15 protein-coding genes are annotated in these 20,288 nt (G+C 68.4%); 9 read left to right on the forward strand and 6 right to left on the reverse strand.

The window, feature by feature from the left end:
* Positions 1-3 precede the first annotated feature (3 nt).
* The 4 genes from AC0IXR_RS15785 to AC0IXR_RS15800 all read left to right on the forward strand — a co-directional run bounded on the left by AC0IXR_RS15785 (position 4) and on the right by AC0IXR_RS15800 (position 9,718).
* Positions 4-5,244 carry an alpha-2-macroglobulin family protein gene (locus AC0IXR_RS15785; RefSeq protein WP_471761585.1) on the forward strand — a complete coding sequence of 1,747 codons (5,241 nt, stop codon included), beginning with the start codon at positions 4-6 and terminating at the stop codon, positions 5,242-5,244.
* 4 nt (positions 5,245-5,248) lie between these two features.
* Positions 5,249-7,453: a penicillin-binding protein 1C gene (gene pbpC / locus AC0IXR_RS15790; protein WP_471761410.1), complete on the forward strand. Its 2,205-nt coding sequence runs from the start codon at positions 5,249-5,251 to the stop codon at positions 7,451-7,453.
* 334 nt (positions 7,454-7,787) lie between these two features.
* On the forward strand, positions 7,788-8,822 hold the full coding sequence (locus AC0IXR_RS15795) for a GGDEF domain-containing protein (RefSeq protein WP_471761411.1): 1,035 nt from the start codon (positions 7,788-7,790) through the stop codon (positions 8,820-8,822).
* A 179-nt stretch (positions 8,823-9,001) separates the two neighbouring features.
* A complete protein-coding gene (locus AC0IXR_RS15800) occupies positions 9,002-9,718 on the forward strand; it encodes a hypothetical protein (protein WP_471761412.1) in 717 nt (238 codons plus the stop codon).
* 7 nt (positions 9,719-9,725) lie between these two features.
* On the opposite strand, the gene AC0IXR_RS15805 is transcribed toward AC0IXR_RS15800, so the two are convergent.
* The 6 genes from AC0IXR_RS15805 to AC0IXR_RS15830 form a co-directional block, all read right to left on the reverse strand.
* Positions 9,726-10,700 (reverse strand): sulfonate ABC transporter substrate-binding protein, encoded by a 975-nt coding sequence (locus AC0IXR_RS15805; protein ID WP_471761413.1) that lies wholly within the window; start codon positions 10,698-10,700, stop codon positions 9,726-9,728.
* Positions 10,701-10,952: 252 nt separating this feature from the next.
* Positions 10,953-12,116, reverse strand: a complete 1,164-nt coding sequence (gene ssuD / locus AC0IXR_RS15810) for an FMNH2-dependent alkanesulfonate monooxygenase (RefSeq protein ID WP_056422701.1) — start codon at positions 12,114-12,116, stop codon at positions 10,953-10,955.
* Positions 12,117-12,162: 46 nt separating this feature from the next.
* Positions 12,163-13,008 (reverse strand): ATP-binding cassette domain-containing protein, encoded by an 846-nt coding sequence (locus AC0IXR_RS15815; RefSeq protein WP_461221837.1) that lies wholly within the window; start codon positions 13,006-13,008, stop codon positions 12,163-12,165.
* Positions 13,009-13,062: 54 nt separating this feature from the next.
* Positions 13,063-13,851, reverse strand: coding sequence for an aliphatic sulfonate ABC transporter permease SsuC (gene ssuC, locus AC0IXR_RS15820; RefSeq protein WP_471761414.1), 789 nt, complete (start codon positions 13,849-13,851; stop codon positions 13,063-13,065).
* 96 nt (positions 13,852-13,947) lie between these two features.
* Positions 13,948-14,571, reverse strand: coding sequence for an FMN reductase (gene msuE, locus AC0IXR_RS15825; protein WP_471761416.1), 624 nt, complete (start codon positions 14,569-14,571; stop codon positions 13,948-13,950).
* 301 nt (positions 14,572-14,872) lie between these two features.
* Positions 14,873-15,946, reverse strand: a complete 1,074-nt coding sequence (locus tag AC0IXR_RS15830; protein ID WP_244478194.1) for an HD-GYP domain-containing protein — start codon at positions 15,944-15,946, stop codon at positions 14,873-14,875.
* 292 nt (positions 15,947-16,238) lie between these two features.
* On the opposite strand from AC0IXR_RS15830, the gene AC0IXR_RS15835 reads away from it, so the two are divergent.
* The 5 genes from AC0IXR_RS15835 (at position 16,239) to AC0IXR_RS15855 (ending at position 20,273) form a co-directional block, all read left to right on the forward strand.
* Positions 16,239-16,838 carry a SiaB family protein kinase gene (locus AC0IXR_RS15835; RefSeq protein WP_471761417.1) on the forward strand — a complete coding sequence of 200 codons (600 nt, stop codon included), beginning with the start codon at positions 16,239-16,241 and terminating at the stop codon, positions 16,836-16,838.
* Positions 16,839-16,851: 13 nt separating this feature from the next.
* Positions 16,852-17,247, forward strand: a complete 396-nt coding sequence (locus AC0IXR_RS15840) for a DUF1987 domain-containing protein (protein ID WP_056422718.1) — start codon at positions 16,852-16,854, stop codon at positions 17,245-17,247.
* 5 nt (positions 17,248-17,252) lie between these two features.
* Positions 17,253-18,110 carry a GGDEF domain-containing protein gene (locus AC0IXR_RS15845; protein ID WP_056423301.1) on the forward strand — a complete coding sequence of 286 codons (858 nt, stop codon included), beginning with the start codon at positions 17,253-17,255 and terminating at the stop codon, positions 18,108-18,110.
* Positions 18,107-19,825 carry a SpoIIE family protein phosphatase gene (locus AC0IXR_RS15850; RefSeq protein WP_471761418.1) on the forward strand — a complete coding sequence of 573 codons (1,719 nt, stop codon included), beginning with the start codon at positions 18,107-18,109 and terminating at the stop codon, positions 19,823-19,825. Before AC0IXR_RS15845 ends, AC0IXR_RS15850 begins: the two co-directional genes overlap by 4 nt.
* Positions 19,826-20,009: 184 nt before the next feature.
* A complete protein-coding gene (locus tag AC0IXR_RS15855; RefSeq protein ID WP_419953160.1) occupies positions 20,010-20,273 on the forward strand; it encodes a hypothetical protein in 264 nt (87 codons plus the stop codon).
* The last annotated feature ends 15 nt before the right edge of the window (positions 20,274-20,288 follow it).

The following is a 20,288-nucleotide window of genomic DNA, read 5'->3' on the forward strand; positions in this document are numbered from 1 at the left end:
GCGATGCCGGCTCTCGCCCAGGCGCCCGACCGTCCGGTGGCGCGGATCGCACCCCCGAAACCAGCGCCATTACCCAAGGCTTTTCAGCGTGACGCGCTGGCCAGTGACGGTTTCCGTCTCGAGGCGACGTTGCGGTCGGAGGCCGCCCCCGGTCCCGCCAAACCGGCGGCCAAGCTGCGCGCCGAGGGTGAGGCCCTGGTGGAGGCCGAGAAGCCGGCCGATGCCCTCAAGCCCCTCGCCGGGGCCATTGCCGCCGATGCGGGCGACCCGCAGAACTGGATCGCCTATGCCCGCGCTGCGAGCACGGTGGGCAATGACGACCAGACCGGGGACTACTCCTTCCGCCAGCGCCTCCGCGGCCAGGCTCGGGCAGCCGCCTATCAGGCTTACTTGAAGGCACGCGGTGCCACCGCCGAGGCCGAGGCCCTGGCGACATTGGGCGAGGTCTATGCCGATGAATCCGAATGGCGGCCCTCGCTCGAGGCCTACCGCGCCAGCCTTGCGCTCGCCGACGATGCCACGGTGCGCGAAACCTATGAGGGTCTGCGCGCTGAGCACGGCTTCCGCATCCTCGACTACAAGGTCGATTCCGACTCCGCCGCCCCGCGCGTCTGCTTCCAGTTCTCCGAAAGCCTAGCCCCTAAGACCGATTTCACGCCCTTCGTCGCCGTCTCGGGCGCCGCCAACGCCGCCGTCACCGGCAGCGGGCAGCAGATCTGCGTGGACGGGCTGAAGCATGGCGAGCGCTACGCCTTCGTGCTGCGCTCGGGCATCCCGTCCTCCGTGGGCGAGGCTCTGCTGAAATCGGCCGATTACGAAGTCTACGTGCGGGACCGTTCGCCCCAGGTGCGTTTCACCGGGCGCAACTACGTCCTGCCGCGCACCGGACAGGCCGGCGTGCCGCTGGTCTCGGTCAACGCGCCGAAGATCGACGTGGAGGTGCTGCGCGTCGGCGACCGTGCCCTGCTGCCGTCCCTGCGCTCGGAGGAGTTCCTCGGTCAGCTCAGCGGCATGACCGCGAAGACCATCGCCGATCAGAAGGGCAGCCGCGTCTGGAAGGGCACGCTCGATACGGCCAAGGCCGAACTGAACCACGAGGCCATCACTGCCTTTCCGGTGCTGCAGGCGGTCGGCAAGCTGGAGCCCGGCATCTACATCATGCTGGCCCAGGCCAGCGGCGTCGCCGCCTCCACGGACGAGGATGGCGGCTACGAGGCCCAGGCCACGCAATGGTTCGTTGTCTCGGATCTCGGCCTCACCGCCTTCAAGGGCCGCGACGGCATCCACGTCTTCGCCCGCTCGCTTGCCAACGCGAAGACGGTTCCCGGCGCCGAAATCCGTCTGGTGGCCCGCAACAACGAGGTGCTGGCGACGAAGAAGACCGACGGCCAGGGCCACGTCGCCTTCGATCCGGGCCTCGCACGCGGCGAGGGCGGGATCGCGCCCGGCCTCGTCGTCGCCCAACTCGGCGACGATTACGGCTTCCTCGACTTCTCTCAGAGCGCCTTCGATCTCACCGACCGGGGCGTGAAGGGCCGTCCGCAGCCGGGCGCGGTGGAGGCCTATGTCTTCCCCGAGCGCGGTGTCTATCGCTCCGGCGAGACCGTTCAGGTTACGGCCTTGCTGCGTGACGCCGCCGGCATCGCCGTGCCGAACCTTCCCCTCACCCTGGTGGTGAAGCGTCCGGACGGGGTCGAGTATCGCCGCGTCCAGGTCGCCGATGCCGGCCTCGGCGGCCGTGCCCTGCCCCTCGCCCTGATGCCGGGCGCGATGCACGGCACCTGGCGGATCGCCGCCTATACCGATGCGAAGGCGCCACCTGTCGGCGAGGCCACGTTTCTCGTCGAGGATTACGTGCCCGAGCGCCTGGAGGTCACCCTCACCCCGAAGAGCCCGACCCTGACGAAGGGCGAGCCCGCGATCATCGACGTCGCCGCGCGCTACCTCTACGGCGCGCCGGGCTCGGGCCTCGACGTGTCGGGCACGGTCCTGGTCCAGGCCGCCGCGACGAGCGGGATCAAGGGGCTCGACGGGTTCTCCATCGGCCTCGATGACGAGAAGGTGGAGGCGACCTCGGCCGAGATCGAGGCCAAGGCCACCACCGACGCCAAGGGATCGGCGACCGTGACGGTGCCGGTCCAAGCACTCAGCGCTCCGCGCCCCACCGAGGCGAAGATCACGCTGCAGGTCGGCGAGCCGGGCGGACGGGCGCTGAGCCGCAGCCTCACCTTGCCGATCTTGCCTTCCGGCCCCGTCCTTGCCATCCGCAAGAATTTTTCTGGCGACCTCGCGGAAGGCGGTGTCGCCACGTTCGACGTGGTCATGGCGAGTCCCGACGGACGGAAGATCCCACAGAACGGCGTCGCCTGGACCCTGTCCAAGGTGGACCGGAACTACCAATGGTACCGCGAAGGCGGGCGCTGGTCGTTCGAGCCGGTCACCTCGACGCGGCGCATCGCCGATGGACGGCTCGACCTCGCCGCAGACGCGCCGGGCCGGGTCAGTTCCACGGTCAGCTTCGGTACCTACCGCCTCGAAGCCCTGGCCACCGGCCGGCCCGAGGCCACGGTCAGCGTCACCTTCACCGTGGGCTGGGGCGGATCCGAGACCGCGGACGTGCCCGATCTCCTCGACCTCAAGCTCGACAAGCCGAGCTATGCCGCTGGCGAGACCCTGCGGGCGCGCCTCCAGCCGCGCTTCAAGGGCACGGCCACCCTCGCCGTGGTGAGCGACAAGGTCCACGACATCCTCGACGTCACGGTGTCGGACAGCGGGACCACCGTGGATATTCCCGTGAAGGCGGAATGGGGGTCGGGCGCCTATCTCGTCGCCACCGCCTACCGGCCCCTCGACCAGGCGGCCAAGCGCCTGCCGGGCCGGGCACTGGGCCTCGCCTGGTTCTCGGTGGATACCGACAAGCGCAGCCTCTCCGTGACCGTAGGGGCGCCTGCGACCACGCGGCCCCGCGAAACCCTGACCCTGCCGATCCAGCTCGCTGGTCTCTCCTCCGGCGAGGAAGCACGGATCAGCGTGGCCCTGGTCGATGTCGGCATCCTCAACCTCACCCGCTACGAATCGCCCAATCCCTTCGGCTATTTCTTCGGCCAGAAGGCGCTGGGACCGGAGATCCGCGACCTCTACGGATACCTGATCGACGGCATGCAGGGCACGCTCGGCGCGATCCGCTCGGGCGGTGACGGCGGTGCTGCGGAACTCTCCGATTCTCCGCCGACCCAGGCGCCGCTGGCGCTCTATTCCGGTGTGGTCCGCGTCGGCCCCGATGGCCGGGCCAGCGTCGACTTTCCCCTGCCCGCCTTCAACGGCACCGGCCGGGTGATGGTGACCGCCTGGAGCAGGGCGAAGGTCGGCTCCGCGCAGGCCGACGTGATCATCCGCGATCCCGTCGTGCTCACCGGCACCCTGCCGCGCTTCCTCAATGTCGGCGACCGCTCGCGCTTCTTCATTGCCATCGACAATGTCGAGGGACAGGCCGGCGATTATACCGTGGATCTCGACCTAACCGGCCCGGTCCTGGTCTCGGCCGGCGCGGTCCACAGCACCATGAAGCTGGAGGCCGGCGCCAAGGGCTCCCTGGTGATCCCGATCACCGCCGCCGGCCCCGGCCTGTCGCGGCTCGACGTGAACCTCTCCGGCCCCGGAATTACCGGCACCGTCGGCCAGAGCTTCTCGCTGAATATCGGCCCCGGGACCGGAGCCCTGGTCCGCCGCTCGGTGAGTTCCCTCGAACCCGGCGCCACCATGCAGGTGACGGGCGACCTCCTCGCCGACATCCTCCCCGGCACCGGCTCGGTCTCGGTGACGGCCTCCTCGCTCGCCGCCCTCGACGTGCCCGCCCTGCTCCAGGCACTGGACCGCTATCCCTATGGCTGCTCGGAACAGACGGTGAGCCGGGCGATGCCGCTCCTCTACGTCAACAAGCTCGCCTCCCTCGACAGGCTCGGCATCGACGACAAAGTGGACGAGCGAGTGCGCGAGGCCATCGACCGCGTGCTCTCGCGCCAGGACGCTTCGGGCGATTTCGGCCTGTGGAGCGTCGGGGGGTCGAGCGACGTCTGGCTCAACGCCTACGTCACCGACTTCCTGACCCGCGCCCGTGAACGCGGATTCGCGGTGCCGCAGACCGCCTTCGCCAATGCCCTCGACCGCCTGCGCAACACCGTAGCCAACACCACGGAGGTGCGTGACGGCGGCATGGACATCGCCTACGCCGCCTACGTGCTGGCCCGGAACGGGCGCCCGGTGATGGGCGACTTGCGCTACCTCGCCGACACCAAGCTCGGTGAGTTCGCGACCCCTCTCGGACGCGGCCAGATCGCAGCCGCCCTCGCCCTTCTCGGCGACCGGGGCCGCGCGGCCAAGGCGTTCGAATCGGCGGTGACCGCGCTAGGATCCGCGCGCGACACCTCGACCTATCGCGCCGATTACGGCTCGCGCCTGCGCGACGGGGCCGGCCTTCTCGCTCTCGCCGCCGAGACGGGCCTCGCCCGCGAGACGATCCGGCCGTTGGGTCAGGTCATCACCCAGGAGCGGGCCAGCGGACGCCTCACCAGCACCCAGGAGAATGCCTGGATGGTGCTTGCCGCCGAGGGGCTCGCCAAGGACGCGGAAGCGTTGAGCTTCAGCGTCGACGGCACGCGGCAATCGGGCCCGGTCTCGCGGCTCTACCGCGCCCCCGCCCTCGACGCGAGGCCCGTCACCATCACCAATGACGGGACGGGCGCCGCCCAGACGGTGGTGAGCGTGTCGGGCAATTCCATCGCGCCGGAGCCGGCGGAATCACGGGGTTACTCCATCGAGCGAACCTATCATCGCCTCGACGGCACGGTGGTGGATCTCACGCAAGGAGTTCGCCAGAACGATCGCCTCGTGGTGGTGCTTAAGGTGGCCGAGGCCAAGGCCAGCGCCGGCCGCCTCCTGCTGGTGGACCGCCTGCCCGCCGGGCTGGAGATCGACAATCCGAAGCTCCTCGATTCCGATGCCCTGGCGGGGCTCGCTTTCGCCAAGTCGGACGTGCAGCCGGTGAGCACCGAGTTCCGCGACGATCGTTTCGTGGCGGCCTACGAGCGCAGCCCCGAGCAATCCGCCTTCTTCACCGTGGCCTACACCGTGCGGGCGGTCTCACCCGGCACCTATGTCCATCCCGGCGCCACCATCGAGGACATGTACCGCCCCGAACGCTTCGGCCGCACCGCCTTCGGTTCGGTCGAGGTGAGCGCGAAGTAGGCTCATGGAACGCGACATCCCCTCCCCTCCCCCCTTTGCGGGGGAGGGTGGCCCACGAAGTGGGTCGGGAGAGGGGAGCGCCACGTCCGGAGAGGTCGCCCCCTCTCCCGCCTGCTCCGCAGGCACCCTCCCCCGCAAGGGGGGGAGGGTTTTCGGCGGAGCCACCGCCCTTCTCATCCTCCTCCCCGCCCTCACCCTCTGGCGCTTCGTCGCGACCCTCCCGCCCCTCGACCTGACCCAGGCGAGCCTCCGCTCCACCGTCATCCTCGACCGGGACCGCCATCTCCTGCGCCCCTTCGCCACCGCCGACGGGCGCTGGCGGTTGCCGGTGACGGGGGCGGATGTCGATCCGCGCATGCTCGCCATGCTGAAGGCCTACGAAGACCGGCGCTTTGCCGACCATCCCGGCATCGACCCCGCAGCGACCCTGCGCGCCGCCTGGCAATGGCTCCGCCACGGCAGAATCGTTTCCGGGGGCTCCACCCTGTCGATGCAGGTGGCTCGCCTCGTGGAGCCGCGGCCCGAACGCTCGCTCAGCGCCAAGCTCCGGCAGATGGTGCGGGCGGTTCAGTTGGAGCGCCGCCTCGGCAAGGACGGCGTGCTCGACCTCTATCTCGCGCTCGCTCCCTATGGCGGCCCGGTGGAGGGCTTGCGGGCGGCGAGCTTCGCCTATTTCGGGCGCGAGCCCGCCCGGCTTTCCTTCGCCGAATCCGCCCTCCTCGTCGGCCTGCCGCAAGCGCCCGAGGCGCGCCGGCCGGATCGCTACCCCGCCCGCGCCCGGCAGGCGCGCGACAGGGTGCTCGACATCGCCGCCGCGCGCGGAATCATCACGCCCGCCGAGGCGAAGGCCGCCAAGGCCGAACCGGTGCCGGACCAGCGAAAGCCCTTCCCGATGTTCGCGGCCCATGCGGCCGAGGCGGCCGTGGCCGCCGATCCCGCTGCTCGGGTCCAGCGCCTCTCTCTCGACGGGCGATTGCAGGCGAGCCTCGAACGGCTGGCGGCCGAGCGCGCCGCCGCCATGGGGCCGGGCATCTCGGCGGCGATCCTCGCCATCGACAACCGCACCGGCGGGGTGATCGCGCAGGTGGGGAGCGCCGGCTATCTCGACGCCAGCCGCTCCGGTGCCATCGACATGACGGGGGCGATCCGCTCGCCCGGCTCGGCCCTGAAGCCGTTCATCTACGCGCTGGCCTTCGAGAACGGCATCGCCCATCCCGAGACCCTTCTCGACGACCGGCCGGTGCGCTTTGCCGGCTCCTACGCGCCGGAGAATTTCGATCTCAGCTACCAGGGCACCGTCACGGCGCGGCGCGCGCTCCAGCTTTCCCTGAACGTGCCGGCGGTGGACCTGCTGGAGGCGGTGGGCGCCGCCCGCTTCGTCGCCCGCCTGCGCGGCGCGGGAGCGCGGATCGACCTGCCGCGCGACACGGCACCCGGCCTGCCGGTGGCTCTGGGCGGCCTCGGCATCACCCTCACCGACCTCGCGCGGCTGTTCTCCGGCCTCGCCCGTGGGGGCTCGGTGCCCGACCTGATCCGCCGCCTCGACGGGCCGGCCGCATCGCCCCCGCCGGAGCTGCGCGTCACCGAACCGGTGGCGGCCTGGTACGTCGCCGATACCCTGCGCGGTGCGCCGCCGCCGGAGAACGCGCTGCCCAACCGGATCGCGTTCAAGACCGGCACATCCTACGGCTATCGCGATGCTTTGGCGGTGGGGTTCGACCGGCGCGTCACCATCGCGGTCTGGGTCGGGCGGCCGGACGGCAACGCCGTGCCGGGTCTCGTCGGGCGGGCGGTGGCCGCGCCGATCCTGTTCGACGCGTTCTCGCGCTTCGGCGGCGAGCCCGATTCCGTGCCGATGCCCCGCGACGCACTGGTGACCACCACCGCCGGCCTGCCGCCGCCCCTGCGCCACATCCGCAAGGACGTGCCCAAGACCCTGTCGGCGGCCCTGGGCTCGGCCCTCAAGATCGCCTACCCGCCGGATGGCGCCCGCATCGATCTCGGCCTCGCAGAGCCCGGCCCCGCGCCGAGCCTCGCCCTGAAGGCGCTCGGCGGGGTGCCGCCCCTCACCTGGATGGTCAACAGCCTGCCCGTCGCCGAGAGCGCCCGGCGCCAATCGGAATGGTCACCGGACGGCGCGGGCTTCGCCAGGATCTCGGTGATGGACGCGTCGGGTGCCAGCGACAGCGTGGTGGTGAGGCTAGAGTGACCGCCGATCCGGCGGGTCGTGGTGCAACCTTGAAAGTCGCGCGAAAGGCTTACACGCGCTCGACGAGCAACGATACTTCGCGACGACTTAGTGCACCGGCGATGGATTATCCTCGCCCAGTCGCCACGAGCAGAGCGCCGGCATTTATCACATCGCACCGGCCTCGCGACAGTTGTCGCCGGGATTCAGCTGGACCGGATCCTTCGGTGATGCGCTCTTAAGGCTTTGCCGTTAAGACAGTTTCGGTCCGTGCCGCTACGAAGTCGCCTTCATGTTTCCGATTCCCGACGTGCCGACCCTTAGTCTATGCAGCACGCTGATAAGCGTTGCTTTCATGACGGTCTATCTGACGTTGTGGCGTAACCGGACCGGACAATCTTTCCTGCTCGACTGGGCGGGAAGTTCCGGACTCTACGCAGCGATCATGATCAGCTTCGGAGTGGTGGGCGATCATCCGGTTGCGATCGCGGTCCTGCACGCGCTGCTCGGCGCTTCCTCTCTCCTGGTCCTCACCGGTGTGGACCGGTTCGACGGCCTGCCAAAGCGTCGCCCCTGGGCGATTCCCCTGATCCTGCTGCCCGGCCTCGGATATCTCGGCCCCGCCCTTCTGCTGGACCGGACGGCCGCGCAGATGGGCGGCATCCTGGGTTTGGCGGTCGTCATGCTGGCGATCGGCTCGGTTCTCGTGAGCGGCCGGCGCGGCGACGTCATGGGAGGGCGCCGCATCGCCGGACTGGCGCTCCTCGGATACATCCCAGCCTATCTGCTCACGCTGGTCATCCTGACGAACCACAGCGAGATTCCCTATGCCGTAGCCCTCGTTCCGCTGCTGGCGGACCAGATCCTGCTCCCCATCCTCAATCTCGGCCTCATCTCGATGCCGGGCGAACGGGCGCAAGCAGTTCTTCGCCGTCTCGCCCTGCATGATATGTTGACGGGCGCCCTCAATCGCGCTGGCCTCACGGCGGATTCGCCGGCTATCGTCGCCCTGGATACGGCGGTGATCGCCATCGATGTCGATCACTTCAAGTCCATCAACGACCGTTACGGCCATGCGGCGGGCGACGCGGTGCTGGTCGCCCTGGCCACCTGCGCCATGCGCCGTCTTTCGGGCCGGGACCTTTTCGTGCGCCTGGGTGGCGACGAGTTCATCGTCGTCCTCGCCGACACCGCCCGCGAGACCGCCCTCGCCTTCGCGGACGATCTACGACGTGCCTTCCGGGCGCTGCCGGACCTGCCGGCCTGGACCGCCAGCATGGGGGTGAGCATGGTCGCGGCGGGGGAAACGTCGCTTATCCGGGCGATCGCGCGGGCCGACGAGGCCCTCTACGAGGCCAAGGCGTCGGGACGCGACCGCGCCGCGGCCTGACCGCCGTGAACGCTCATCGTGGCTCGCATGCGAAGCCGGCCCGCAGCAATGACGCCCCTCGCGTGCGACGCGTCACGCCGGAGGCTCGCGAATTCGTGTGTCCTCCGCCTGGGCCAAGCTTTGAAGCGGCCGATCGATTCGACGGACGAAGGGGCGGCGGACATGAATGAGGATCGGACATGAGCGGTAGCATGGTCCCGGCGACCGATCCCCTCGCGGTCGCGGAAGCGACCCTGGCCGACGCCGCCGCCTCTCTCGAACCGGCGAGCGCACAACGCCTGCCGCTAGCCCTCAAGCTCGCCTATACGGCCTTCATGGCGGTGCTCGTGCTCGTCTACTGGAGTTGGTACGGGCCGACCAACTTCCTCTATTTCTGCGACGTCGCCCTGCTGCTCACCCTGGTGGGGATCTGGCGGGAGAGCCCGCTCCTGGTCTCCATGCCGACGGTGGGCATCCTGGCACCCCAGTTGCTCTGGGTGGTAGATTTTCTCGCCGAACTCGGCGGCGTGTCGCTCACCGGCATGACCGCCTACATGTTCAAGGCCGAGAACCCGCTGTTCCTGCGCGGGCTCTCGCTGTTCCACGGCTGGCTGCCGTTCCTGCTCGTCTACCTGGTCTGGCGCCTCGGCTATGACCGGCGTGCCTGGGCGGCATGGTCCGGCCTCGCAGTCGCGGTGCTGTTCGTGTGCTTCTTCCTGATGCCCGGTCCGCGCCCCGATGCCGGGCTGGACCCCGTCAACATCAACTACGTCTGGGGCATGAGCGACGCCGTCGCCCAGACGATGATGCCGGCCTGGGCCTGGTTCGCGAGCCTTCTCGTCGTCATCCCCCTCGTCCTGTGCGGGACGACCCACCTTGTCCTGCGCCGGCTCATGTCGGCGCCGGCCGGGCGGTAGAGCCCCATCAGCTCCCGGATTTCCGCACGGCGTCGGAGACCGTGATGGGCTTGGGCAGCAGGCCGAGGCGGTGGAACGTGTCGGCCACCTTCTGCTGGTCGGCGATCACGGCCGCGTCCAGCGGGGTCACGCCGTAGGTCAGCCGCTTGAGGGCGATTGTGAGGATCGGCGCCGGGATGCCGATGGCGGGGGCCAGTTCGCCTGCCACCGCGTCGGTATTGTCCTTGGCCCAGGCGTCGATCTCGCCGATCGCCGCGAGGGTGGTATCGAGCGCCTCCTTGTTGGCGTCGGAGAATGGGCGGGTCGACAGGTAGAACTGCCGGTTCGGCACGATGTCGGTCCCATTGACGAGAGTCCGCGCGCCGGTGGCCCGCTCGCCCGAGGCGAGAAAGGGGTCCCAGATCACCCAGGCATCGACGGCACCGCGCGAGAAGGCCGCGACCGCGTCGCCGGGCGCCAGGAAGACCAGCGTCACCGCCTCGTAGGGCACGCCGGCCTTCGCCAAGGCCTCGACCAGGAAGTAATGGACGTTCGAGCCCTTGTTCAGGGCGATCTTCTTGCCGCGCAGATCGGCGACGGTCTTGATCGGGCTGTCCTTGGCGACGAGGATCGCCTCGCCGAGCGGTGCCGCCGGCTCGTGGGCGACGTAGAGGAAATCCGGGTTGTTGGCCTGCCCGAAGATCGGCGGCGCCTCCCCGGCCGAGCCGAGATCGATGGCCCCGGCATTCAGCGCCTCCAGCAAGGGCGGCCCCGAGGGAAACTCGGCCCAGCTCACCCGGTAGCCGAGCGGCGCCAGCTTCTTCTCCAGCAGGCCCTTGCCCTTCAGCAGGACCAGCGTGCCGTATTTCTGGTAGCCGATGCGGATGACCTTGTCCTCGGCGCGCGCCAGCAGCGTGCCGAGGATCAGGAACGCGAGGGCGGTGAGGAAGGCGAGGGTCGTCTGCCGAGGCGGGGAGAGGGTGCGCGCGGTGGAACGGGGCATGGAATGTCCTCGTACAGCTTCTGGAACAGATGTCCGGTGAGAGCGCCGCCTCTCCCCGCGGGCGGGGAGAGGACCGGATGCACCTTGTCGGCCATCCGGTGAGTGGAGGCGAAGCTGGAACGAGGGTGAGGGGGACTCACCGGAAGAACCTCCTTCGGCGTCAGCCCCTCACCATCGGCTGCCGCCTCGCCGCGCCGACGACGGGGTCGTCGCAGCCCTGTCCCCGCGAGCGGGGAGAGGCGATGCTCTCCCTCAATGCGCCGCGATGCGGCGGCTGGGCACGATGTCGTTGGCGATGACTTCACCGAACGGGCCGTTGTTGCGGGCGTTGCTCGGGGGAACACCGGTGGTGGCGCGAAGCGGCAGCTTCGGGAAAACGAGTTCGGCGAAGCGGTAGGCCTCCTCCAGATGCGGGTAGCCGGAGAGGATGAAGCGATCGATGCCGAGGTCGATGTACTCCTTCATCCGGTCCGCCACCTGATCGGCCGAGCCGACGAGCGCCGTGCCGGCGCCGCCGCGCACGAGGCCGACGCCGGCCCAGAGGTTGGGTGAGACTTCGAGCTTCGTGCGGTCGCCGCCATGGAGCGCCATCATCCGGCTCTGGCCCACGGAATCCTGACGCTTGAGAGTGGCCTGCGCCCGCGCGATGGTCTCGTCGTCGAGGCGTGAGATCAGGTTCTCGGCCGCGGCCCAGGCTTCGCCCTCGGTCTCGCGGACGATGACGTGGAGGCGGATGCCGTAGGAGAAGGTCTTGCCCTTGCGGTCGGCGGCTTCCTTCGCCTTGGCGATCTTCTCGGCGACGCCCGCCGGAGGCTCGCCCCAGGTCAGGTAGACTTCGCAATGCTCGGCCGCGACTTCGATGCCGGCGGGCGAGGAGCCGCCGAAATACAGTGGCGGATAGGGTTTCTGGACCGGTGGGAAGATGAGCCGGCCGTCCTCCACCTTGAGATGCTTGCCTTCGTAATTCACCGTCTCGCCGGACATCAGCCCGCGCCAGACATGCAGGAACTCGTCAGTGACGACGTAGCGCTCGTCATGGTCGAGGAAGACGCCGTCGCCGCGCAGTTCCACCGGGTCGCCGCCGGTGACGACGTTGATGAGGAGGCGCCCGTCAGAGATCCGGTCCAGGGTCGCGGCCATGCGGGCGGCCATGGACGGCTCCTGCAGGCCGGGACGCACCGCCACGAGGAAACGCAGGCGCTTCGTCAGCGCCGCGAGAGCCGAGGCGATGACCCAGGAATCCTCGCAGGAGCGGCCGGTGGGCAGCAGCACGCCGTAATAGCCGAGCTCGTCCGCGGCCTGCGCGATCTGGCGGAGATAGGCCAGCGACACGTCGCGGGCGCCTTCCTGCGCGCCGAGGTAGCGGCCGTCGCCATGGGTGGGAAGGAACCAGAGGACGTCGGTCTCTGCGGTCATGGGATGCTCCTGGTGTTGTGCCGGTGGGATCGCGCGCGTCCGGGGATCAGACCGGGGCACGGTCCTTCAGCAGATGGTCGAGGATACGGCCTTCCAGCCGAGCGAGTTCGGGGTCGCCGCGCCGGCGCGGGCGGGGCACGTCCACGGTCAGGTCGAGGGCGACGCGGCCCTCCTCCACCACGAGGATGCGGTCGGCCATGGCTGCCGCCTCGGCGACGTCGTGGGTGACGAGGATGGCGGTGAAGCCCTGGTTGCGCCAGATCCGCTCGATCATGTCCTGCATGTCGATGCGCGTCAGGGCGTCCAGTGCACCGAGAGGCTCGTCGAGGGCGAGCAGGCCCGGCCGGCTGACGAGGGCGCGCGCCAGGGCGACGCGCTGGCGCTGGCCGCCGGAGAGGGTGGCCGGCCAGTTGCCGGCCTTGTCGGTGAGGCCGACCTCGGCCAGCACGGACGCGGCCCGCTCGCGCCGTTCCTGGCGCCGCCCGGCCCCGCCGAGCCCCACGGCGACGTTGTCGGCGACCCGGGCCCAGGGCAGCAGGCGCGGCTCTTGGAACATGATGCGCTTGGTAGCCGAGCGCGCACCTGGGTTCTCCAGGTCGATCCGCCCCGCGCTCGGCTGTTCGAGCCCGAGAATCAGGCGTAGCAAGGTGCTCTTGCCGCAGCCCGAACGGCCGACGATGGCCACGAACTGGCCCGCCGGGATGTGCAGGTCGAGCCCCTCGATCACCTGATGACCGTCGAAGGATTTCGCCAAGCCGCGCAGGGTGACGGCGACCCCTGTGCCTGCGGTCGCCGCAGGACGCGTGGACTGGCGGAGCGGGGGAGCGACGGGCACCTCGCGGGGCGGCGCGAGAGGGGCGTCGGACGCCCGAAGCAGGGTGGAGGCGGTCATGGACGTCGTCCGTAGGGTTGATCGAAGAACAGGGGCACGTCGGGTCGATGCCCCTCAGATATTCCGATAGGCCGGGTTCCAGGCGAGGAACGAACGCTCCAGCAGCCGGGTCAGGGTGTCGGCGATCTTGCCGAGGAGGGCGTAGATGACGATGGCCAGCACCACCACGTCCACCAGCATGAACTCACGCGCCTGCATCGCCATGTAGCCGAGGCCGGACGAGGCCGAGATCGTCTCGGCGACGATGAGCGTGAGCCACATGATGCCGAGCGCGTAGCGCAGGCCGACGAAGATCGAAGGCAGCGCACCGGGCAGGACCACCCGAAGGAACAGGGTCGTGGGCGACATGCCGTAGACCCGGCCCATCTCCACCAGTTGCGGATCCACCGAGCGGATGCCGTGCAGGGTGTTGGCGTAGATCGGGAAGAATACGCCGATGGCCACGAGGAAGAGCTTGGCCTCCTCGTCGATGCCGAACCAGAGAATGACCAGGGGGATCAGCGACAGGTGCGGGATGTTGCGCACCATCTGCAGGGTCGTGTCGGTGAGCTTCTCGGAAAGCTGCGACAGGCCGTTGGCGAGACCGAGGGCGAAGCCGATGCTGCCACCGATGAGGAAGCCGACGGCCGCCCGCAGGAAGCTGATCCAGAGATTGGCCCAAAGCTCACCGGTCTTGCTCGCCTGCCAGCCCGCGGCGATCACGTCCGAGGGCGCGGGCATGAAGCGGGTGGAAACGAGGCCGGTCGAGGCCGCCGCCTGCCAGCCGGCGATGATCGCCACCGGCATGAGCCAGGGTGTCAGGCGGCCGAGGATGTCGGAACCGATGGTTGTCTGCCGTGGCATGTGTCCAGCCCTTGCTGACTGAGGCTCTGTAGGAGGCGCCGATCTCGGCGCCGTCGGGCGCATCGCCCGGCCGGCGCCCCCGGTCGTCCGAGGGGGCTATCGGTTCGGAGCGGCGAAGGCGGCGGCCGGCGCGGCCTCGAACGAAGCCGAGGGCTTCGCCCGTGCGCCGAGCAGCGCAGCGAGCTGGGACGCGGCATCGGAAACGCGGCCCCGCACGCCCTCGTCGACGAGGATTCCGTCGGAGAAATCCGCGTCGCTGCCATAGACGGAGGTCGGGACGGTCTGCGCGCTGAAGAAGCCGAAGAGAGGCCGAAGGGAATGCTCGACGATGAGGGCGTGACGCGCGCCTCCGCCCGTGGCCGACAGCACGACGGGCTTGCCCACGAGAGCCGCCGGATCGACGAAGTCGAACAGGTGCTTGAACAGGCCGGTATAGGCGCCCTTGTAGACCGGCGTCCCGACGATGAGCGCATCGGCGTTCTCGATCGCCTCCAGGATACGCCGGGCCGGCAGCGAAAGCTGATCGCGCGACCAGGCCGCGCCGAGGCCGGTCCCGGCATCGACGACGTCGAACAGGCGGATATCGGCGCGGAGCCGCGCACCGGTCGCCTCGGCCACCGCTTCGACGAGCGCCCGCGTCTTGGAGGGACGCTGGAGATTGGCGCTGAAGCCGACGATGCGGGGGAGCGGGCCTGAGAAAGAGCTGCCTTGTAGAGACATCGAGCGCCTACCGATCGGGTTCGGGAATGTGCCGGGGGCATCGATCAGACCGTTCCGTCCGATCGTCGAATGCGCCCCGGCATCGTTGCCGAACTGTGATCGCAGCGACGATCCGGGTCAACGAAACGTGCTTTTAAAAGAACAAGGTGAGGGAGATGGGTCTTCGCTTAGATCTCACACGAAGAGATAAAACTTTTGAACTAGAACTTTCTTGCAAAAATCGCGGCCGTCCTGCGACATCGATCCAAGTGAACGGGTCCCGCAAACGGGTCCGGGTTCGGTAAACCGAACGCCGCAATCCCTAGACCAGGGCGTCGTCGGGGGTCGAGAGCCTGACGATGGGCAGGAAGGCCCGCAGGAGCGGCATGTCGAGCTTGCCCGTCATCCCGAGCATGATGGCATGGGCTTCGGCATGCGGGAGCGGCTTGCGATAGGCGCGCCGTTCGGTGAGGGCGGAGTGGATGTCGCAGATCGTCACGAGGCGGACGAGATCGGAAATCGCATCGCCGGTGAGGCCGGACGGGTAACCGCTGCCGTCGAGCATCTCATGGTGATGCCTGACCACATCGAGCATCGCGGGATCGAACCCTTCCTGCCCGGTGAGCATGTCGGCGCCGGCGGCGGCGTGAGTCCGCATGATGGCCAGTTCGTCCGAGGTCAGCGCGCCGGGCTTGTTGAGGATGGCAAGGGGGATCTTGGCCTTGCCGATATCGTGCAGCAGCGCGGCCTTGGTCAGGCGCTTCCGGTCGGCCCGCGGAATCCCGAGGTGGAAGCCAAAGGCCGCGGCGAACCCGGCGACGCTGAGGGAGTGCTGATAGAGCAACTCGTCGTAGCGTCCGAGCACGTCGAGCCACGCACGGATCCCCCCCTCCGAGACAGCTTCCAGAATGACGTCTGTGCCGGCATCGACCTCGTCGGCCGAGATCGACTGGTCGAATTGCGCCGCATGGAACATGCCCGCCACGACCGAACAGGCGCGATGCGCCTTCGCTTCCACAGCGGCGTTCTCGCCGTCGCGCCGTGTCCGCATCTTCCGGCCGGCGTCGATCAGGCTGAGGAGGAGGGAGAGGATGGTCGGGCGCGGAGTATCGGCCGCGGCGATGCGCAAGGCCGGATTCGCCTTGTGCGGGATGTCGGCAGGCGAGCCGGTGAGGACGAGGCAGGGTACGCGCAACATGAGGAGGCGGGTCGCCCAGGCTGCCGCCACGCCTTCCCGAGGGTCCATGTCGATGACTGCGACGACGGGGAGGATGGCGGGTATCGACTGGTCGCCGAGGACGCTGCGGCAAGGGAGAATCGTGGTGATGGCGCGCGCCAGCAGCCTTACCCGGTCCGGCCGATCCGATACGATGAGGACGGACTTCTCTTGCGTCACGATCCGATCCACTTCAGACCGACGAGGTCTGGATTCGTGCCCACGCCAACGCGCACCCGCGACTTCTACAGTGTCAAATCCCTATAAATTGTTTCTCTCGACCGGTCGGCTCAACGGCTCATGACTTGACGACAAGACTTCGGAATTGGGAAGTCCCCCTTCCGGATCATGACGGACCCTGGCCCGGCACACCGTGGTTAATCGGGTGGAACGAATTGTGCTTCTCTCGGGCGAGCGCCGGAGCGATAACTCTCCGTAGACGCTTTGGAGCTAATGCTTCCGGATCGTGTGCTTGGACGCCGCTCCGGCATCACCATCCGCCTTGTCCAGGGAGGACGCATTGCTCGCGCAGGATTTCAAATCCTTCTTCGAGACGTCGAAGCGCAACGGCATCATCCTTTCGTTCGGCGGCGACCTTTCGGAGAATGTCCTGTTCTCGCTCGGGGAAGTCCTGAAGCTTCGGATGATCCAGGGTGAGACGGACGCCACCATCGCCAAGCGGGTGTTCTCGATCTTCGTCGAGCAGGCCCAGAACATCATCCGGTATTCGGCCGACAAACTTCCCACGGACCGGGCCTCCGGCGGTATGATCAGCGCGGGAATGATCGTTGTGGGCGTCGAGAACGGACATTTCTTCGTCGTGTGCGGCAACGAGATTCCCAAGGCCGATGCCGCTATCCTGCGCGAGCGATTGGACCATATTGCCGGCATGTCGAGCGAAGAACTCAAGCGTTTCTACCGCGAAAAGTTACGCCAGGCCCCCGATGAAGGCAGTCTGGGCGGCAGCATCGGGCTGATCGAGATCGCCCGCCGGTCGAGCGCACCGGTCGAGTTCGAATTTCACGACCTTGGCAGCGAGCGCAGTCTGTTCTGCCTCAAAGCCTTCATCTGACGGCGCCCCAGCAATGGACCGGATTCAGATTCCAGCCACCCCCCGATCCCCCGAGGTGGATTTCGACTTCGCCGCCGGCCGTTTCAGGCTGGCCGGTGAATCGTACCCGGAGGATGCCGCGGCCTTCTTCGGCCCCCTGCTCCAGGCCTTGCGGACCTACCTCGCCGCATCGAGCACGGATCCGATCGTGTTCGAAGTCGCCCTCGTCTATTTCAACTCTTCGAGCGCGAAGGGCCTGATGAACCTGTTCATGCCTCTCGAAGACGCCGCCGAGGCAGGGCGTAGCGTCACCATCCGCTGGCTCCATGCCGAGGGGGACGAGACCATCGCCGAGGCCGGGGAGGATTTCGCGTCGGACTTCACCCACGCACGGTTCGATCTCGTCGAGACCGCGCAGACGGGGCACTGATGCGGATGAAGACCAAGCCTGAGATCGTTGCGCAGATCGGCGATCCACCCGCCGTCGGCGAAGCGTTCAGCCTTTACGATACCGAGGAAGCGGTCCTGGTGAAGACCGACGGAATGCTGGCGGGCCTGGCGCAGGTCGCGGGCGGCGTCCAGCAGCTCGCCGAGGCCTACCGCCGCAGCTATGACGAGCAGCGCCGCCTCGTGAGGTTGAGCGACCGGATGCAGTTCGACCTGCAGAGGGCGAACCGCCGCCTCGCGGAGCAGCAGCGCGACCTCCAGGCCCTCAACGAGGCGCTGTCCGGCGAGATCGAGAATCGGACCCGTCTCGAAGCCAAGCTGAGGAGCCTGGCCGATACCGACGATCTCACCGGCGCGGTGAACCGTCGCCGCTTCATGGAAATCAGCCGGCGTGAATGGCTGAGATACGAACGCGACCGAGTTCCCGCCTGCCTCCTCATGGCGGATCTCGACCGGTTCAAGCGGCTCAACGACGAGTTCGGCCATGCCGCCGGGGACGCGGCTCTCATCTGCTTCGTCGAGACCTGTCGCAAGCGGCTGCGCAAGGTGGACGTGATCGGCCGCATGGGCGGCGAGGAATTCGCGATCCTGCTCACCGAGATCGAACCCGATGCCGGGCTCGTGGTCGCCGAGGACTTGTGCCGTCTCGTCGACGAGACCGGCGTGGAATGGCCCGGCGGACCGCTGGCACTCTCCGTCAGCATCGGCGTCGCGGCCATCGAGGGAACCGAGACCTTCGAACAGACGCTCGGCCGGGCCGATGCCGCGCTTTACGCCGCCAAACATGCCGGACGCGGCTGCGTCCGCTCGTTCCGCAGCTCGATCCGGACCGTCTCGCCGCCATGACCTCCGATCCGGGGGGCAAGGTGGCATCGCCCGCCGTCGGTTCTCCCCCCCGCAAGCGCTCCTTGAGGGGCGGCGGTCCCCTGAGCGGCGACGACTTCCGGGAACTCGCCGGTTTCGCCGACGCCTCGGCATCCGCGCCCGGCACGATGCGGCCTGGGGCGCTGCGCGGCTCTGCGCAGGGACGCGACCTCGACAGTCTGGCCCACACCCTGTTCCTGCGGATCTACCCGGTGATCGCCATCGTCGTGCTGGCGACGCAGATCGGCATCGCCTGGGTGAACTACACCGACAGCCTCAGGCTCTATACCGAACGGGCGAACCTCCTCGTCACCCTGACCGCCCATTCCATCGCCCGCCCCGATTGGAGCGAGCGCCCGGACGTCTACACGGCGCAGATCCAGGCCCTCACCCTCGATCCGGCCTTCCAGTTCGTGCGCGCCTGGAACGCGGCAGGCGGGCTGGTGATGTCCGTCGGCGAGATACCGGCCGGTCGGGGCCTCGAACTCATCCGCGCCTCCAGCACCGTCACGGTGGCGGGGCGCGCAGAATCCGCGGGGCGACTGACGCTGGGATTGTCCACCGAAGCCCTGCGCCGCAACGCCGAGAAACAGGCGCTCCTGGCGTTGGGGGCGACCCTCATCCTGATGCTCGCCTTCGTGCTGACCCTCCATGCCAATGTCCGCAAGCACGTCCTCGCCCCCCTGAAGCGACTGCTGCTCGCCATGCGCGAGGTCGAGCACAAACGCTGGTCGTTGGTGGAGTTCGACGGTGCCGTCCGGGCCAGCAACGAGATCGACGTTATCTCCTCGGCCTTCAACCGTATGGTAGAGGGCCTGCGCGCCGGCGACGAGGCGAAGCAGCTTCTCGCCGAGCTCGAACAGGCTCATGCCAAGCTCGCGGACGCCAACAATCAGGTGATGGAGAGCATTGGCTACGCCCGCCGGATCCAGACCTCCGTCCTGCCCGACCGGGCGGCACTGGCCGGCGCCGGCATTGACGTGGCCGTTCTGTGGGAGCCGCTGCATCAAGTCGGCGGCGACTATTTCTGGCTGGAACGCCTCGACGACCTCAGCATCGTCGTGGTGGCCGATTGCACCGGCCACGGGGTGCCGGGCGCCTTCATCACCCTCATCGTCGCCACCGCGCTCGACCGGCTGCTGCACGAGCGCGGCCTGCGCTCGCCCGCCGAGATCCTGACGGCCCTCGACGAGATGGTCCGCGTCCAGTTGCGCCAGGACGGGCGCGGTGCGGAATCCGACGATGGGCTCGATTGCGGCGTGTGCATCTGGGACCCCGCGGCACGAAGGCTGAGCTTCGCCGGCGCCGGACTGGCGCTCACCAGCATCACGGAAGCGGGCCTCGCCCGGATCAAGGGCGCGCGGCACGGGCTCGGCTACCCACGGCACGGGAGCACCCGGTTCACGACCGAGGACATCATTCTGGACGTGGCGCCGGGCGACACCTTCTACCTGATGACCGACGGCCTCACCGACCAGATGGCCCCCCCCGGCGCGCAACGCCGGCTCCTCGGGCATCGTGGCGTGTCGGATATTCTCGTTCGCAGCCGCGACGAGGAACTCCGCCGGCAGATCAGCATTCTCGAGGCTGAGCTCGTTGCCTATCGGGGGCTCGAGAGCCGCCGGGACGACATGACCCTGGTCGCGTTCCAGCCGATACGTCCCACCTCGCCTGACGCCGCTGAGGACAACCGGTGATCGACCGGTGCGCTGGCACACGCAAGACCGCGTGAGGATTCGGCACTGTCTGCGCTGTCGTCAGTAGACCGCCTCGGAAAGCCATAACCTTGCCGTCATGGCGGACCAAGCATGGCGGACCGGGAACGCTGGTATCCGCGGCCTGCTACTGCGTCATTATATGTTTCAAAAGTCGAGATTGATCATGACACGCTTCCTTGCCGCGTCCGTCTGTCTGGGCCTGTTCGTCGCCGTGCCCGTTCAGGCGCAGCCCTCGAACATTTCACAGCAGCCTGCGCCGAAGCGCATGACCACTGCCATGGGCGTGACCAAGCCGCCGGGCTCCACCTTCAATCGGGCCTCCACCGAAGCCGACATGCTCAAGGCCCAGAAGATATCCGCAGCGCGCGACAAGGCTTGGGACCGGAAGATGCGGACCACCATGGGCTCGATCTGCCTCGGCTGCTGACGCCAGAGACCGCGA

The sequence above is a fragment of the Methylobacterium sp. AC832 genome (assembly GCF_979256025.1).

Coding starts and splice junctions, on each gene's coding strand:
- AC0IXR_RS15785 (WP_471761585.1), top strand. CDS start 4: ATGCCGGCTCTCGCCCAGGCGCCCGACCGTCCGGTGGCGCGGATCGCA.
- pbpC (WP_471761410.1), top strand. CDS start 5,249: ATGGAACGCGACATCCCCTCCCCTCCCCCCTTTGCGGGGGAGGGTGGC.
- AC0IXR_RS15795 (WP_471761411.1), top strand. CDS start 7,788: ATGACGGTCTATCTGACGTTGTGGCGTAACCGGACCGGACAATCTTTC.
- AC0IXR_RS15800 (WP_471761412.1), top strand. CDS start 9,002: ATGAGCGGTAGCATGGTCCCGGCGACCGATCCCCTCGCGGTCGCGGAA.
- AC0IXR_RS15805 (WP_471761413.1), bottom strand. CDS start 10,700: ATGCCCCGTTCCACCGCGCGCACCCTCTCCCCGCCTCGGCAGACGACC.
- ssuD (WP_056422701.1), bottom strand. CDS start 12,116: ATGACCGCAGAGACCGACGTCCTCTGGTTCCTTCCCACCCATGGCGAC.
- AC0IXR_RS15815 (WP_461221837.1), bottom strand. CDS start 13,008: ATGACCGCCTCCACCCTGCTTCGGGCGTCCGACGCCCCTCTCGCGCCG.
- ssuC (WP_471761414.1), bottom strand. CDS start 13,851: ATGCCACGGCAGACAACCATCGGTTCCGACATCCTCGGCCGCCTGACA.
- msuE (WP_471761416.1), bottom strand. CDS start 14,571: ATGTCTCTACAAGGCAGCTCTTTCTCAGGCCCGCTCCCCCGCATCGTC.
- AC0IXR_RS15840 (WP_056422718.1), top strand. CDS start 16,852: ATGGACCGGATTCAGATTCCAGCCACCCCCCGATCCCCCGAGGTGGAT.
- AC0IXR_RS15845 (WP_056423301.1), top strand. CDS start 17,253: ATGAAGACCAAGCCTGAGATCGTTGCGCAGATCGGCGATCCACCCGCC.
- AC0IXR_RS15850 (WP_471761418.1), top strand. CDS start 18,107: ATGACCTCCGATCCGGGGGGCAAGGTGGCATCGCCCGCCGTCGGTTCT.
- AC0IXR_RS15855 (WP_419953160.1), top strand. CDS start 20,010: ATGACACGCTTCCTTGCCGCGTCCGTCTGTCTGGGCCTGTTCGTCGCC.